Source organism: Enterococcus sp. MSG3290, from assembly GCF_050555565.1.
GTDB lineage: Bacteria > Bacillota > Bacilli > Lactobacillales > Enterococcaceae > Enterococcus_B > Enterococcus_B faecium.
Genome location: NZ_CP187862.1, coordinates 2,002,098 through 2,015,819, shown reverse-complemented (window position 1 = coordinate 2,015,819; position 13,722 = coordinate 2,002,098). Strand labels below are relative to the sequence as shown.

Here is a 13,722-nt window from a genome sequence, read left to right as displayed (position 1 = left end):
AGATTAATCCTGTTTGTTTTTTTGATCAATCTTTGGAGCTGGTGTTGGTTTGTTTTTCAGAATCAAATCATCTGCTTTAATGTACCAATCCACATCCGCCCCACGAAAAGTCGCATTGGCTACGGTGTCTGCGATTGGATTAATTAATTCCACTTCGGCATTGTAATCAAATTCTCGTAACGGAATAGAAGCGGGAATACTGACTTGGATCATTCGTCCTTGTTCACGTGATTTCAAGTCATAGGTTCGTTCCTTTACTTCGGTTGATACGGTGCCATCTTCATTGTTTAGAAAAACTTCCCGACGTAATGCAGAAAACTTCAATCGTCCAAATGTTTTTTCTTTGTCGATAATAATTCCTTGTGCTAATCTCATGTGTGTTTTCCTCCTTTAGGCTTTGACCATATCATCTGCATGTAAAATGTAATTCGTAAATCCACGTTCGCCAATCTTATAGCCTTCTGCGACAATGCGTGGGTTGACTAATTGAACCGATTCTTCAAACTCAAAGAACTTTTCTCCGGCAGTGTGAGGCAAAATGACCTCAATATCATCTGCCCGTTGCACATCTGAATATAAGTTGTAGCTACGAGAAACAGTGGTGAGACGACCATTGACGCGTCGTTGTTCGACGTTTCCTTCACCCGCAAATTCTAAATGTCCAAACGTGTCTTTCATAATCGGTACTACGTATTTTAATTCCATTGTTTTTCCTCTTTTCATTCAAAATTTTGTGTTGAAATAAGTTTAAACATCGTTAATCCTTGGTGGAGAACGTGAGGTGTTCCTCATTGAAACACTTCCTTTCCAAACAAAAAAGCAATTCAACTATGGAATTAGTCAAACTGCTTTAAATGGTAAAATAGGTGCCATCTGATAACTCAAAGGTATCTTCCGAAACATCTGGATCAGTTGGCTTTTCTTCTAAATGCGTGAGCTGATTTAATCGCTTTAAGCCATCAATGTGAGACTCAAACACACCCATTTCAATCAATTCATCCAAATAGGGAAATAGGTCGTAGTGATTGTTTTCTTCGATTAAGAGCGCTAAACGATTAAGTGTTAGAATATCTCCATCATCCATTAATCGGAAAGGAGCTTCCCAATCTTCAATTTCATAACTTTCATCTGTTTCCAATTGTAGCTTTTCTCTTAATTCATCTAATGATACTGGTAAGGTAAACCAAGCGGCGATAATCACGCCATCATATTCATAACGACTTAAATTAGTTACATATACTTGAATTGTACGATCCATTTTTACATCTCCTTGTATAAATTCCGAATGGTTTGTATTTGATTTTTGACAATCAGTAGGTATTCTTCAACTTCCATCAATTGTTCGGCGATCGCTTGTCGACCACGTTCTTCTTGACCGTCAATGTGTTGTAAAAACTGGAAATTATTGACAGCCGCAGACAATTGATTAATTGAGTTGGTACATAATAATTGTTGGGCAGCTTTTAATCGTTCACGTTCTCTAACCATGTGTTTCTCCTTTACTATAGACTTTCGCAACATTGGCTAATATATATTCTGCACAGGGAACAACAATGGAATTTCCTAATGCTTTGTATCTGGCTGAATCACTGATTAATTGTTGATCCATTCCATATTGGGTCCAATTTTCAGGTAACCCCATGATCCGTTCACATTCAAGTGGCGTCAGCTTCCGAACAAACCCTTCTGTTTCTAATCCGTCTTGCCAATAAGCAAAGACATCCACAGTACCAGCTAAGAGAGTGGGAAAAGGGTCAGTTGGTTGTCCGAAACTAGAGATGAACCCTTTGGCATTTCTTTCTTTTGCGTACGTACGCATTCGGCGCTCTTGGAAGGGATAGAGGAATAACTGCCGCCCTGTTTCAGTAATAAGACTTCGATGGTCTTTGGTGGGCGACAGCCTGTTTTGGTCGCAAGTTTCAAAATTCGACTGCATTCCTTGGATGTCAAATAATATTTCTCTGGCACGGAAGTCTCTAAAATCTGCGACGAGAAAGATTCTTCGCCGTCGTTGGGGCACACCCCAATATTGACTATCGAGGACTCGCCAACACACATCAACATCTCTCCCTCGCACCATACCGGCGTTTGCCCATTGACGAGAGGGAGGAATTGGAACTTCGGTTTGAACGAAGGCTTCCAAGACGGCCTTAAAATCCATCCGGTCATTTGATGAAAAAGCTCCCATGACGTTTTCCCAAATAGCGAGAGTTGGATACTTTCCATTGGTCTTTTCCCTCATTTCTTCAATAATTCTAATGGCTTCATAAAATAAATTGGATTTCTTGCCAGCTAATCCTTCACGATTTCCAATGGTTGAGAGGTTCTGACAAGGTGATCCAAACGTGACAATATCAACGGGTGGAATTTCTCCTCCATGTAATTTGGTTAAGTCTCCCCAATGAATCATTTTGGGAAACTGCCTTTTAGTAATACGAATTGGTGCTTTTTCAATTTCACTTGCCCAAAGTGGTGTGATACCATTTCTTTGAGCAGCAAGAGGGAAGACACCGATACCGTCAAATAGACTTCCTAAAGTAAGATTTGTAATTGTTATCAGCTCCTTGTAAATAAAAAAGACACCTCAATGTGAAGTGTCCAAAAAAATGTTGTGATTTCTATTTGTTTATAAGGATGAAATATAAAAAGATTACTCTTTATTATCATCATATCTTGTTAAAATTAAAAATAGATAAATAACTAAGATACATTTTGATTTCGTAATGTCAGATTTTTTAATTAGACCATGAGCAATTTCATTTCGTAGATTAAGCCCCATTGGTTCAACCATAATTATTTGAATTAAAGTATGAATATTATCTCCTAGAAAAGTTTTAATGTAATCTTTAACTAAAAATTCGTTAAATGTTATTTCATGCTGAACCGTATCTTTTTTGAGCGATGTGGTTGCGAATCCCAATTTAGCAAGAAATCGTCTAAATGTAGATTCAAATTGAGGAACTAAAATATGGATAGAGCTAACATAGTCTTCTTTAAAAAAATTTTCAATTCCTATTTTTACAAGAGGGTAATTTCTCTCATCAAGCATTTTCCATGAATCAAACTTTTCCATAAGATGATCGGCAGAAAGGCTATATTCTTCTATCAATTTTTCAAAAATATCCTTTAAGAAAATCTCTAAATTTAGTGTTAATTCTTGTACATAATTAGTAATGAAAATGAACCTTTTTGACTCTTCTTCAGTTTCTGCATTTACGATTTTGTTTCCACCATGAATTATACTTTTTGAGACAAGATTAAAAAAATTATTATCTGATTCTTGAAGCGATTGTTGCTGATTAATTACACTGACATTTGGAATAAATTCGTCACTTTTTGCAAGCTTGTCAAGAGATTCATGAATGTTAGAAATAATATAAGGTGAAACACAATTATTGATATAGTCTTTAGGAATTGTAAAAGGAATTTTTATTGTTGCCATTTCATCGCTTTGTTGATATGTTTCATAAGTTTGCTTTATTAAAACTTTTAAGTCATTAATTTTTTCTGTTTCTCCCATATTCTTATAGTATTCAAGCGCTTGTTCTAAGTTATAAGCTTTTGTTAATGAGCTTTTTTGTTGTCTCCCGCCTTGATACTCAGCTTCTAATTCATAGCTTTTTCCAATATCCAGACGGAGGTTTTGTATTTGTTCTGTATTGTAAGCCTCAAATTTTCCAAGCGCTATAGATTCCTCAACAAATAATCTATAAAAATGATACTCTTGATTTTCAAAACATTTATTTTTAAGATTTGTCAATATTGTTAATGTACAAGTATAAAGCTCTTCTGAAATACAATCTTTGAATTTAGATTCTAAAACGATTCTTACTAATTGAGAAAGATTACAAACCCATATCGAATCATATACATCCCTCGATTCAATTAATTGTGAATGTATTAGCTGAATAGCTTGTTGTAGGTATTCTTTATTACTCATAGAAAGCGAAACCTCAATTAATCTTGATATAGATAAAATGAAATTACTATCTTCTTGTACAGTTTGATATTTACTACAACTTTCTACTAGCGACGCAAGTAAAATTTGTGAAATTTGAAATTTATTTCTCGTTACTTTTTTACTCCCATACTCAAAAAGAAAATCTGAATATCTTACTTTTAAAAAAATATTATCTGTTCCAATCATTCTTCTTTCGTAATATAAAAATTGTTCATCAGTGAAAGCTGTAATTTCAGGAACATTTCCAATGCCTGCACGACTGTATTCGGGAATAAATCTAGTGTCATTTTTATTATTCGAAAGAATTGGTTTTTTTTCGATAAGTGAACAAATATCAATTTCATATTTTGCTAATTTTGCTTCATTTAAAAATCCTTCCGATTTTGCCCAATCATGGATATCTTTAAAACCATCTCTAAATTCTGTATAATACTTGGTAATTTCTATTCTTTCTAGTTCTTTAATTTTATTTATAAATTTTTCCATCTAGTCATCTCCGATATGTCTAATTTTAAATTCAATTATATCCTCTCAAATCCTATTAAGTAATACTAAACATATAAAAACAATATTTAATTGGATAGAGCAATTAAACAAAAGAGAATACTCGTCAAGAATTTTATAATATTATAAGATAGTCTATCTACTAAAGATTTGATATAATTAACATATTATTAAGAAAATACATAAGGAGGTATTGAAATGCTATTTTTTAAGATATTTTTACAAGAAAATAAAGAAGCACTCCCATTGTATAAAAAAATTCATAGAAGTGATTTCTTAGTAGGAAATTATCCTAATTCATATGCAATTCCTTATTCTCCAGAAAAATTTTCTAAATGGATAGATGAAAACACTATTTATTCTTTATTTATTCATTATTCAATCAAACAAGCATTAATTAATAATCGTAAGTTTATGCATATTTTAAATTTGAGTGAGAACTTAAATATGTGTTTAAGTGATTGCCAATTTTATAACATTGATTTAGATTTAGTTCTTGAAGGGGAACCTTTAGGAAATGAAGTAATCATACATTCCCTAAAAAATAAGCATTATAGGTTACTAAAAATTTCTTTTCGACTAGACAACCGTTACTTAATAAGTATTAAAAGAAACGGTGTTATTGAAATTGATGAACAAATTTTAATAACGAATAACCAATCTATTCGAAAATTAATAGATATTATAAATTTAGGGCATGGGGTGAGTACTTGACTGATTCTAAAAATAATAAAATAAATATAAGAAAAGAATCCGCTGCGCTAGGAAAAACGTTCGTAATCTCTTTTGTTATAGCTTTGCTTATAACAAATAATGAAAATTGGATTTTCTCTATATTAAATAGTTTAGGATTAACTAATGAGATATTTCAAAAGACAGTTTTAAGCTTAACAGTGACAGCAGGAATAGGATTAATAAAATTATTTTTATATGGATTTAGTAGATTTATTTTAAACAACCTACAACCATTAGAAATTAAGCTGATTCTTACCAATGGAAAGTTTGCAATTGAAAAACCAATTGAATTTTATCCTATAGATTCAGAATATGAAGAACAACAGATTGATATGATTATTAGTTTTAAGCCAAAAGGTAAACTCAATATGATTATTATGAAATATTTTGGAATAATTATAGATATATATTTTAATCCTAATATTCTAGATATTTATTTTGAAAATGGATGGGAAAGTCAAAATCCGTCATTTGAAGTGGTGGAGAGATCAATTAAAGTTAACCTTTTAAGTCAAATAAGTATTAAAGGAAAAAAGTTTTTTGATCGAGAACATGTTATTCAGGAAACGATATTAATTAAACCAATCAGAGTGAAAAATACTGAAACATATTTAGACTATAATTTTTCCTCTATCAAACATGGAATGTTATCTAGACTATTTACACAAAAAATCGAATTGGATTACAAAGTAGTAGATATCATTTGTAAGGAGGGGTAATAGATGTCTAATTCTAAACAAACAATGAAATTATTTTTATTAGATAAAATATTTAATCTAAATGAGGTACAGGAAACAATTCTCACTCAGAATTTTAAAGAAAAATTGTTTATAGCTAGAAAAGATATTGAACAAGAAAATTATATGACTGAAGATGAGAAACATTTTTATTATACATGGGATCAAAGTCAAACTAAAATAGAAAAACTATTACTTACAGATAATTCAGATGAAGTTATTGTAATAGAAACTTATGCAGTTTTAGAATATCCTAAACGGGTAAAAAAAGATAACGCGGGAAATATATTACCTAAAAAGGATCGAATTAATGATGCTTCTATAAGAGTAATATTTTTTGAGCAGGAAAAAAATGTTTATAGTTTAATTTTTTCATCAAACGAAGCTCATATAGATAGAGTAAGAAAGCTTATAGGAAAAAATTATATAAAAGATGTTGATGAAAAATATTTTATGCCCCCAGATTTGTTTAATTGGTTATTCTATAAATTTAGTGTGTCTAAAGGTTTACTTACAACAAATTTTACATTAAATAATATAAGTGGATTTATAGGGAATTCAATTGATGAACATAATATTTTTAAAAGCTCTTCAGATCAAACATCAGATTTGATTATTACCAAAGCATTTATCAGTAATGGTGAAATATTAAAAAATATTACAGCTAAAATTACTACTTTAGAAGGTGAAATAGTATTTTCTTTAGATCATAATTCTAATGCGACATTGTTTATTACCCAATCACTCATGTATTTTAATAGCATTGATAGAACAATACTAGCTCCGATTTATTTATATAAAATATTAATTCCAACTATAAAAAAGACTTATAAAGAAAATTCTAAAAAATTTTTAGAAAGAGATAAAAAGCACTTTTCTGCCAAAATTGGCTTAGAAGTAATTAAGTCTATTATTAACAATAATGATATTGATTTAAAAGACATCCAGGAATTATTTGTACAAATAGATGAAAAAATTCCTTCAATAACAAACAATTAGGATTCTGTTTATAAACAAATAGAATAAGCTAAAAAGATTCTTCTCTATATATATTATGTTATTTTATATTAGATTTTTTCTTCTATAAATTAGTAAATAATCTTGCTATTGATTGATATACTGGCGAAATTTTTAATTATAAAAAATGACCATCCTTTTGACCATCCTTTACTCTGTGAAAGAGGAAATATAACAGTTTCAAGATCTTTTGAAATCATGTATAAATTAGCTTAGGAACTACTAAGAATCACTAAAACTTTCAATACGGTCTCAAAGACGCAAACGCTGCGGAATAATAAAAACGCTGATAACTCAACGTTTAGCAGACTATCTGATAGGGATAGTCTGTTTTTTTATGTTTTTTGCCAATTTAAAACTTTGTTTGATGCTGAAAAAGTCGTAGGATCATAATGCACAAAACAATGAAAAACTAGTATATAGTTTTAATTATCCACTTGATAAAAACACCTTATATTAACGAAATGAAGAGGGGTTATTTCGAAGTAAAAAACCATTTACCTAAAATTAGAAGCTAAGCTTTCCTTTCAAGGAAGGCTTTTTGTTTTGTTATAGACTTGCGATTGTTTGTGAGCTAGATCGTTCATTTTAATGTCTTATACACGCGGATGATGGGTCTTTTTCCTCTGTTCATTCATAATATTGAACGGTACAGCTAGCGATGCTATACTGACCTCAGTTCCAAGAAAACGTTAACATTTTTTTGTGGGGGAGAGGTTTTTTATGAGGTTTGATCAATTGATAGCAGAAGAACTGATTGTTTTCGATCCATCGATAGATTCAAAAGGATCATTATTTGAGCGAATAGGGGATGTGTTGAAAAAAACAAATAAGGTAAGAAATGTTCAAAAAGTCGTTAAGGCACTATTCAAACGAGAGGAGGAGATCTCCACAGGAATAGAAGATGGATTTGGGATTCCCCATGCAAAAAGCAAATATGTGACAAAACCAGCACTGTGTTTTTTTCATACAGCCAAATTAACGGACTATAGCGGGATAGATGAAATGCCAATTGAATATATTTTTGCCATCGTAGTTCCTGAAAAATCAGCAGATATGCATCTAGAGATTCTCAGCACACTCTCCAGACGATTGATGAATGCAGATTTTAGAAAGGGAATAAAAGAAGCCACTACGCCAGCAGATATCATCAGACAGATTAGTCAAGAATGAAAATAGTAGAGTCTTTGTCCGAGTAGCGATAGTAAAGAAAAAGGAGGAAAACAACCATGAAAATCGTTGGTGTAACTGCTTGTCCGACTGGAATTGCTCATACTTATATGTCGGCAGAAAAATTAGAAGTAACAGCAAGAAATCTAAACCATCAAGCAAAATTCGAAACACAAGGTGTAAAAACAGAAAATCAGTTATCTGAACAAGAAATCAAAGAGGCAGATGCAATCATTCTTGCAGTAGATAAAGAAATCGAATTGGACCGATTTGCCGGGAAAAAAGTAAAGCGTGTCTCTACAAGCCGAGCAATCAAAGAACCGCAAGTAGTAATAGACGAAGCATTGAGAGATATTGGCGTATTCGTTGTGTCTAATGAAAAAGAACCAGCTGCAAATGAGAAAAAGCCGACAATCTATAATCATTTCATGAATGGTGTGAATTACATGCTTCCATTTGTGATCGCAGGCGGAATCATCATCGCACTGAGTTTTGCCTTTGGGATTACAGCGGCTGATCCCAACTCAGCAGACTATAATGTGTTAGCAGCTGCATTTTCAAGGATCGGAGGAGATACAGCGTTTGCCATGATGGTTCCTGCGTTAGGCGCGGGGATTGCTACATCGATTGCTGGAAAAGCAGGTTTTGCCCCAGGAATTGTTGCCGGATTACTGGCCTCTACAGGTGGTTCAGGTTTTCTTGGCGGAATGATTGGTGGCGTGCTAGCAGGGTATATCTGTGATTTTCTGGCAAATAAAATCAGCGTAAAAAAAGAATTTTCTGCTATTTATCAGCTGATTGTCGTCCCCCTTTTATCGATCTTAATTATTGGGCTTTTGATGGTATTTGTGATTGAACAACCGATCACATGGGTGTTGGATGCTTTGACAAATTGGCTGAATAGCTTGGGAAATACATCCGGGCTATTGTTCGGATTACTTATCGGGATCATGATGGCAGCTGATATGGGTGGGCCGATCAATAAATCGATTTCGACTTTCTCGATCGGTTTGATGTCAGCTGGAGTAAATGCACCGATTGCTGCTTGTATGGCTGCAGGAATGACACCTCCCCTAGGTATTGCTTTAGCCACTTTATTATTCAAACATAAATTTACCAAAGAAGAACGGACTTCAGGTCAATCATGCTGGATTTTAGGCGCTTCGTATATTACAGAAGGTGCTATACCGTTTGCGGTATCTGACCCGATCCGCGTGATACCTAGTTTGATGACAGGTTCAGCAGTCGCTGCAGGGATTTCCATGGCAGTAGGAGTTACTTCAATGGCACCTCATGGAGGGATTTGGGTGATGCTAATTCCAAATGTTATGAACAATTTACCTATGTATGTCTTGGCAATTGCATCAGGTACAGTCACTACAGCCTTTATGCTTGGACTATTGAAAAAAACAGTGAAAGAGAAAAAACAAGACAAGTGGACGAAAAATGAAAATCTAACAAATGAGGTGGAAGCGTAATGTTATATACAATGAAAGAGTTATTGAAAGTGGCTAAAGAGAATCAATTTGCAGTACCAGCCTTCAATATTTGCAGCTATGATATGATGAAAGCAATCATCGAAGAAGCAGAGAGATTAGAAGCACCAGTAATCTTAGAAATTCATCCTGATGAAATCGCCTATTTAAGTGTTGAGTTTGTTGCGGCAGTAAGAGCCTATGCTTATACAAGTAAACTGCCGATCGTTATCCACTTGGATCATGGCGGTACGATAGAAGATGTCTTACGGGCGATTCGAAACGGCTATTCTTCCGTGATGATCGATGCGTCTTTGAAATCATTCGACGACAATGTACAGATTACGAAAAAAGTGGTTGCGTTAGCTCATGCGGTAAATGTCTCAGTGGAGGCTGAGCTTGGAACGATTGGGAATAATGGTTCTGCTGAAGGAGGTGCTGAAACAATCATTTATACAGATCCTGATCAAGCGAAGATTTTTGTGAAAGAAACAGGAATCGATACACTTGCTGTAGCAATTGGAACAGCGCATGGCTTGTATCCGAAAAACAGAACTCCAAAATTAAATATCGACTTACTGAAAGAATTGAACCAACAAATCGATCTTCCATTTGTTTTACATGGCGGTTCAGGTAATCCGGACGCAGAAGTCAGCGAAGCTGTAAAATACGGAGTTGCCAAAGTGAATTTGAGCTCAGATCTTAAAAGCGTCTTTTTCAATGCTTTGAGAGAAATATTGAGTGAAAATCCATCGATGTACGAGCCGAATGAAATTTATCCAGCAGCTAATAAAAAGGTACAAGAAGTAGTCAAACATAAAATGGAAATTTTGAACACAGTAGGCAAGGCTAGCTTATACTAAAAATAAAAATGTATGATCAAGAGGGTATGACAATAGTCTTGTCATACCTTCTTAACCACACACGATGTTCAGAAGTAGTTTTTTCGAAAAATTTCTTCTTATTTCTCGAAGCCAATCACTTCTGTCACAACCTCTTTTTTCCTGTTACTATATAAAGTAAATGGGGTGATTTTATGTTGAATGAAGTGGAGAATAGACAGCAGGAGATTGTGAATTATCTAAAAAACAACCAATTTGCAAGAGTCACCGATTTGATCGAGTTAGTAAATTATAGCGAAGCCACGATTAAACGTGACCTTGTTTTTCTGGAAAAAAGTGGATTGATCCGTAGAGTTCGCGGTGGCGCCATGCTTGTTGACAATCGAAAAATTGACGTGCCTTACCTGATGAAGATCACCAAATTAGAAGAAGAAACAGAAAAACGTAAGATTGCAGATACAGCTTCTTCTTTGATTCGAGATGATATGGTCTTATTCTTGGATTCCAGTACAACCTCTTTACATTTAGTCAGAAACCTAGCAAGATTTGATGGTTTGCAGATCATTACGAATGGCATCGTCACAGCTGCTATGTTGAGTGAATACACAACGGCAAAAGTATCTGTATTGGGTGGGGCAATTGTTCCGAAACGAGCAACAATCAACGGTTCAAAAGCCTATAACGATGCATTGTCATATTATGCGGATTTAGCGATAATGAGTTGTCGCGGGCTAGATTTCAGCCAAGGAGTAACAGAAACTCATGAAGGAGAGGCAATGGTCAAAAAAGCTTTTAGAAAACAATCAGACCGGCTTGCCGTTTTAGTTACACAGCAAAAAATTGCACATAAATTCATGCATCAATCCATTGCTTTTCATGAAATCGATTATCTGGTGACAAGTAAAGAACTGACAAAAGAACAGTATGCGAAAGTAAAGGAACACCATATCGAATGTCTGTATGGATAAATTATTACGTGAATGTTCTAAGTGGCTTCCTCATTTTTAGATAGGACCTTATCTTTGCTCGCTTCTCTTAGCCGATGGTATAATAATGAAAAGGTTATCTTGTTAGATAATCTTACTTTTTTATCCAGGAGAAAGGAGTGCAGAAAATGAAACATGTGAAGGCGTTGGTAGTGAAGGCAATCATGATCTGGGCGATTCTGTGGGTCGTGCTGACAGGTTTATACGGTGTTAGCTTTATGGATTCAACAATTGTTGGGGTAATTATTGTAGTCATGATCTATGTGCTAGGGGATCTGTTGATCTTACGTAAAGTAGGGAACATCGCAGCGACGATCGCAGATGCTGGTTCAGCTGCAGTTATCTTGTGGCTCTATCTATATTTTATGAATGATACAGTCGATATTTGGATGAAAGTATTGATTCCTGCTCTATTGATCGGTGTGGCAGAATGGTTCTTCCACAAGTGGTTGCTAAGTCAAGGCATCGTACCAGATGAACGGAAAATGGAATAAATCAACAGTTAAACTATTCTTATCGATAAATGAAAGCTTTAAAAATAAATAGATGTTTAATTAAGAATAATCATAAACTATTTTTACTCAAAAAACCGCTCAGATCATTTTCAGATCTGAACGGTTTTTTTTATCTATTCATCAAGATCAAATTTCATTTTTCAATGATTCAATCAATTCGCCCTCTGCTTCATGACTATGTTTTCGGCCATTAACAAGATAGAGTGCTGTACATATCAATGGAATGACTCCGGCAATCACATACAATCCTCTAAATGAAGTAAGAGATTTTAGCATCCCCATCAAATAAGGACCAACGCCTAAGCCTAGGTCTAAACCAATAAAGTAGGTAGATAAAGCAATACTGATTCGATGTTCGCGGACGATTTTTAAACAAACAGCCTGTCCATTTGACATAAACGTACCATAACCTAGGCCGACTAATGCTCCAGAGATAAGCAATGTCACACTATTCGTCGTTACACTCAGTAAAAATAATCCTGCTGTTAAGAATAAATAGCTAGGATACATCACGTATTGTTCTCCTTTGACATCGAAAATCCTTCCAGTCAATGGACGTGTAAATGTGATGACCAAAGCATATACGACGAAGAAAAATGACCCAGCAGCAACTAAGTGGATTACTTTTGTATAAGAAGATAAAAATGATAAAACACTTGAATAAGAAAGACCCATCAAAAAGGCAATTCCTGTAATGAAAAGTGCTTTCTTTTCAATAAAACTATTGATATTCCATGAGCGAAGAGATATTTTTTGTTCTTCAGATAATGGAATATTTTTTACAGGAAAGACAAGGCAGGCAATCGTAACAAAGAAGACCAGTACAATTGAAAACCAGATAATGAAACGAAAATCAGTCATATTCAGCAAAATCATTCCTAAAAATGGCCCAACAGCAGCAGCTAAACTAGTACTTAATCCATAATAATTGATGCCTTCCCCTTTTTTAGATGCAGGGATATATGCAGTAACGATAGCATTTGTAGCTGTAGAAACTGTACCGTAGCCGAATCCATTCAAGAATCGAACTAAATACAATGCCCCGATAGTTGGCGTATAAAGATATGCTAATGTTGAAAGGAGATAGAAGATCGCGCCGCCTCTTAAGGTAAACTTCCGACCAAATAGTTCTAACTGTTTCCCCATGAATAAGCGTGCCAGCAATGTTCCGATGATATAGATCCCAGAAGCAAAACCTGCTTGGCTCAAGCTGGCGTGTAAGGTGTCTTGCGCAATGACTGCCATGATGACCATCAACAGATAATAAATCAGGTAGACAATAAAATTGATCAATGTGATTCCAATAAAATATTTATTAAATAATTTCTTTTCCATGTATGTTATACATTCCCCTTAAGCTGAATATGCTTTTAATTTTTGTATTTGAACTTCTACATCGTGATAATTGGATGGATAGCGATCAACAAGTTGGCGAATAAATAAATCTCTTGTAGACATAAACAGATTTAAAAATTCTTCGCATTCGTTTGTTGGATTCTCATCCACTGCTTTGATCAATTCGATCGAGTTTTGATACGCATCATTTAAAAAGACTAAAGAAGCTTTCATATCAAATCTTGTTTGATATGCTGTTTCTAATCGATTAATGATTGTGTTCATCCAGTAATTCATGTTTTTTCCCTCTATTCTTAAAAAATTTTACTTCTGCAGTATAACGAATAAAAAAAAGGAAAAAAATCGCATAAGTGATGGAAAAAGGTACTTAACAAATGTTAATATCATTAGTAAAATACCTTTGGACTTTAAAAAGTTTTAAAGT

General features: G+C 34.0%; 16 protein-coding genes. 8 read left to right on the top strand and 8 right to left on the bottom strand.

Annotation, left to right across the window (positions count from 1 at the left end):
• Nucleotides 1-3: 3 nt before the first annotated feature.
• The 6 genes from IGL31_RS09715 to IGL31_RS09690 form a co-directional block, all read right to left on the bottom strand.
• Complete coding sequence (locus IGL31_RS09715; RefSeq protein WP_086300200.1) at nucleotides 4-375, bottom strand: YdcP family protein; 372 nt, start codon at nucleotides 373-375, stop codon at nucleotides 4-6.
• Nucleotides 376-390: 15 nt separating this feature from the next.
• Nucleotides 391-705, bottom strand: a complete 315-nt coding sequence (locus IGL31_RS09710; protein ID WP_086300199.1) for a YdcP family protein — start codon at nucleotides 703-705, stop codon at nucleotides 391-393.
• Between the two features lie 145 nt (nucleotides 706-850).
• Entirely contained in the window at nucleotides 851-1,258 is a 408-nt protein-coding gene (locus IGL31_RS09705) for an antirestriction protein ArdA (RefSeq protein ID WP_086300198.1), read from the bottom strand.
• Between the two features lie 2 nt (nucleotides 1,259-1,260).
• Nucleotides 1,261-1,488 (bottom strand): hypothetical protein, encoded by a 228-nt coding sequence (locus IGL31_RS09700; protein WP_086300197.1) that lies wholly within the window; start codon nucleotides 1,486-1,488, stop codon nucleotides 1,261-1,263.
• Nucleotides 1,481-2,551, bottom strand: a complete 1,071-nt coding sequence (locus IGL31_RS09695) for a DNA cytosine methyltransferase (protein ID WP_086300196.1) — start codon at nucleotides 2,549-2,551, stop codon at nucleotides 1,481-1,483. Before IGL31_RS09695 ends, IGL31_RS09700 begins: the two co-directional genes overlap by 8 nt.
• A gap of 99 nt (nucleotides 2,552-2,650) precedes the next feature.
• On the bottom strand, nucleotides 2,651-4,447 hold the full coding sequence (locus IGL31_RS09690) for a DUF4209 domain-containing protein (protein WP_086300195.1): 1,797 nt from the start codon (nucleotides 4,445-4,447) through the stop codon (nucleotides 2,651-2,653).
• Nucleotides 4,448-4,663: 216 nt separating this feature from the next.
• On the opposite strand from IGL31_RS09690, the gene IGL31_RS09685 reads away from it, so the two are divergent.
• From IGL31_RS09685 to IGL31_RS09650, 8 genes are all read left to right on the top strand, one after another.
• Nucleotides 4,664-5,179, top strand: coding sequence for a hypothetical protein (locus IGL31_RS09685; protein ID WP_086300194.1), 516 nt, complete (start codon nucleotides 4,664-4,666; stop codon nucleotides 5,177-5,179).
• Nucleotides 5,176-5,919 carry a hypothetical protein gene (locus tag IGL31_RS09680; RefSeq protein ID WP_086300193.1) on the top strand — a complete coding sequence of 248 codons (744 nt, stop codon included), beginning with the start codon at nucleotides 5,176-5,178 and terminating at the stop codon, nucleotides 5,917-5,919. Before IGL31_RS09685 ends, IGL31_RS09680 begins: the two co-directional genes overlap by 4 nt.
• 3 nt (nucleotides 5,920-5,922) lie before the next feature.
• Nucleotides 5,923-6,936: a hypothetical protein gene (locus IGL31_RS09675; RefSeq protein WP_086300192.1), complete on the top strand. Its 1,014-nt coding sequence runs from the start codon at nucleotides 5,923-5,925 to the stop codon at nucleotides 6,934-6,936.
• 741 nt (nucleotides 6,937-7,677) lie between these two features.
• On the top strand, nucleotides 7,678-8,127 hold the full coding sequence (locus IGL31_RS09670) for a PTS sugar transporter subunit IIA (RefSeq protein ID WP_002296225.1): 450 nt from the start codon (nucleotides 7,678-7,680) through the stop codon (nucleotides 8,125-8,127).
• Nucleotides 8,128-8,183: 56 nt separating this feature from the next.
• Nucleotides 8,184-9,602: a PTS fructose transporter subunit IIC gene (locus IGL31_RS09665; protein ID WP_002294052.1), complete on the top strand. Its 1,419-nt coding sequence runs from the start codon at nucleotides 8,184-8,186 to the stop codon at nucleotides 9,600-9,602.
• Complete coding sequence (locus IGL31_RS09660) at nucleotides 9,602-10,462, top strand: ketose-bisphosphate aldolase (protein ID WP_002299682.1); 861 nt, start codon at nucleotides 9,602-9,604, stop codon at nucleotides 10,460-10,462. The genes IGL31_RS09665 and IGL31_RS09660 overlap by 1 nt, the downstream gene beginning before the upstream one ends.
• Before the next feature lie 173 nt (nucleotides 10,463-10,635).
• Nucleotides 10,636-11,409 (top strand): DeoR/GlpR family DNA-binding transcription regulator, encoded by a 774-nt coding sequence (locus IGL31_RS09655; protein ID WP_002299683.1) that lies wholly within the window; start codon nucleotides 10,636-10,638, stop codon nucleotides 11,407-11,409.
• Between the two features lie 146 nt (nucleotides 11,410-11,555).
• The gene (locus IGL31_RS09650; protein WP_002289228.1) at nucleotides 11,556-11,921 is read left to right on the top strand and encodes a DUF2512 family protein; all 366 of its coding nucleotides are present in this window, start codon (nucleotides 11,556-11,558) and stop codon (nucleotides 11,919-11,921) included.
• Between the two features lie 147 nt (nucleotides 11,922-12,068).
• On the opposite strand, the gene IGL31_RS09645 is transcribed toward IGL31_RS09650, so the two are convergent.
• Entirely contained in the window at nucleotides 12,069-13,277 is a 1,209-nt protein-coding gene (locus tag IGL31_RS09645) for an MFS transporter (protein WP_002294047.1), read from the bottom strand.
• Between the two features lie 18 nt (nucleotides 13,278-13,295).
• On the bottom strand, nucleotides 13,296-13,574 hold the full coding sequence (locus IGL31_RS09640) for a hypothetical protein (protein WP_002289230.1): 279 nt from the start codon (nucleotides 13,572-13,574) through the stop codon (nucleotides 13,296-13,298).
• Between the last annotated feature and the right edge of the window lie 148 nt (nucleotides 13,575-13,722).

Excerpts from the sequence above, each read along its gene's own strand:
- IGL31_RS09715 (WP_086300200.1), bottom strand. The coding sequence starts at position 375 with ATGAGATTAGCACAAGGAATTATTATCGACAAAGAAAAAACATTTGGA.
- IGL31_RS09655 (WP_002299683.1), top strand. The coding sequence starts at position 10,636 with ATGTTGAATGAAGTGGAGAATAGACAGCAGGAGATTGTGAATTATCTA.
- IGL31_RS09645 (WP_002294047.1), bottom strand. The coding sequence starts at position 13,277 with ATGGAAAAGAAATTATTTAATAAATATTTTATTGGAATCACATTGATC.
- IGL31_RS09665 (WP_002294052.1), top strand. The coding sequence starts at position 8,184 with ATGAAAATCGTTGGTGTAACTGCTTGTCCGACTGGAATTGCTCATACT.
- IGL31_RS09685 (WP_086300194.1), top strand. The coding sequence starts at position 4,664 with ATGCTATTTTTTAAGATATTTTTACAAGAAAATAAAGAAGCACTCCCA.
- IGL31_RS09700 (WP_086300197.1), bottom strand. The coding sequence starts at position 1,488 with ATGGTTAGAGAACGTGAACGATTAAAAGCTGCCCAACAATTATTATGT.
- IGL31_RS09710 (WP_086300199.1), bottom strand. The coding sequence starts at position 705 with ATGGAATTAAAATACGTAGTACCGATTATGAAAGACACGTTTGGACAT.
- IGL31_RS09675 (WP_086300192.1), top strand. The coding sequence starts at position 5,923 with ATGTCTAATTCTAAACAAACAATGAAATTATTTTTATTAGATAAAATA.
- IGL31_RS09650 (WP_002289228.1), top strand. The coding sequence starts at position 11,556 with ATGAAACATGTGAAGGCGTTGGTAGTGAAGGCAATCATGATCTGGGCG.
- IGL31_RS09705 (WP_086300198.1), bottom strand. The coding sequence starts at position 1,258 with ATGGATCGTACAATTCAAGTATATGTAACTAATTTAAGTCGTTATGAA.
- IGL31_RS09670 (WP_002296225.1), top strand. The coding sequence starts at position 7,678 with ATGAGGTTTGATCAATTGATAGCAGAAGAACTGATTGTTTTCGATCCA.
- IGL31_RS09660 (WP_002299682.1), top strand. The coding sequence starts at position 9,602 with ATGTTATATACAATGAAAGAGTTATTGAAAGTGGCTAAAGAGAATCAA.
- IGL31_RS09640 (WP_002289230.1), bottom strand. The coding sequence starts at position 13,574 with ATGAATTACTGGATGAACACAATCATTAATCGATTAGAAACAGCATAT.
- IGL31_RS09690 (WP_086300195.1), bottom strand. The coding sequence starts at position 4,447 with ATGGAAAAATTTATAAATAAAATTAAAGAACTAGAAAGAATAGAAATT.